Genomic DNA, 1242 nt, shown 5'->3' with positions numbered 1-1242 from the left:
GTAGGTACCTTACAAGCAACTGTCAGAAGCGCCATGAATTTCACTCACCATCGTGACCCTGAAACAGCAATGCACATCGACCGAATGTCCCGATTTTCAAGACTAATCGCTGACGAGCTGGCGCATAAATATGGTTTTGACGACCAGTTTGTCGAGCATATTTTCCTGTTCTCACCTTTGCATGATATTGGCAAGATTAGTATTCCCGACTCTGTACTCTTAAAGCCAGGAAAGTTAGATGATCAAGAATTCGAGATCATGAAATCTCACGCAGAGAAAGGCAAGGAGCTAATCGATACGCTGTTAGAAAACTTCAGCCTAGATAGCCTCAACTACATCGACATTCTGAAAAATATCGCCCACCACCATCACGAAGCCTACGACGGTTCCGGCTACCCTGATGGGCTAGTTGCCCAAGATATCCCTATCGAGGCAAGAATTGTCGCAGTAGCCGATGTCTTTGACGCACTAACCAGTGAGAGACCTTATAAAAAAGCTTGGTCAAACGATGATGCTTTCGCAAAAATTGACGCCATGGCTGGCACTAAGCTGGATAGGGAATGCGTTGATGCACTAATTAAAAATCGCGAGCTAGTCGAAGAAATCCAACGACAATTCAAAGAAAATATTATTGGCTAAATACCCTTGGCTTGACGTCTATCAGTGTCACCTTTTTTTAATGTAGACAAACTAATATCGAGCTAGTCACTACCGGCTCATCACTCACAACAAGCATTAAGGGAATAAAACAAGTATGTCGAAAGTTAGTCTTGGCCAAAGCGCAAGTATCAGCAAACGTTTTTCTGAAGCAGAAGTAAATGCTTTTGCAGAGTTATCACTTGACTTCAACCCGGTCCACCTTGACGCCGACTATGCAGCCAAGACACCATTTGGTAAACAAATAGTCCACGGGATGCTTGTTTCAAGCCTTTTTTCTGGTTTGTTAGGAAAACACCTGCCCGGAGAAGGTACCATTTACTTGGGGCAGGACTTAAAATTCAAGAAACCAATATTTATTAATCAGGAAGTCACTGCAACAGTAGAGATTATCAACATACGTAATGATAAGCCCATCATTACGCTTAGCACCCTCTGTGTAAACGATCAGGGAGAAACCGTGATCGAAGGCGAAGCGGTTGTTATGTTTGCTGGCTAAATTATTGACTAATTGCTGCGGTACTCAGCTTATTCAGTACTGCGGCGATTTTAGATATGACTTGGTCACAACCTTGAATATCGTGA

At 43.1% G+C, this 1242-nt stretch carries 2 protein-coding genes; both read left to right on the top strand.

Going from position 1 to position 1242, the window contains the following annotated elements:
• Window positions 1–639: HD-GYP domain-containing protein (locus tag A3729_RS17890; protein WP_156497995.1), on the top strand; the 639-nt coding region annotated here is incomplete at its 5' end.
• A gap of 115 nt (window positions 640–754) precedes the next feature.
• Entirely contained in the window at window positions 755–1156 is a 402-nt protein-coding gene (locus A3729_RS17885) for a MaoC family dehydratase (protein ID WP_068513786.1), read from the top strand.
• Window positions 1157–1242: the final 86 nt, after the last annotated feature.

The organism is Oleiphilus sp. HI0043 (assembly GCF_001634935.1).
This window is presented reverse-complemented; position numbering and strand designations above follow the sequence as displayed.

Coding starts and splice junctions, on each gene's coding strand:
- A3729_RS17885 (WP_068513786.1), top strand. CDS start 755: ATGTCGAAAGTTAGTCTTGGCCAAAGCGCAAGTATCAGCAAACGTTTT.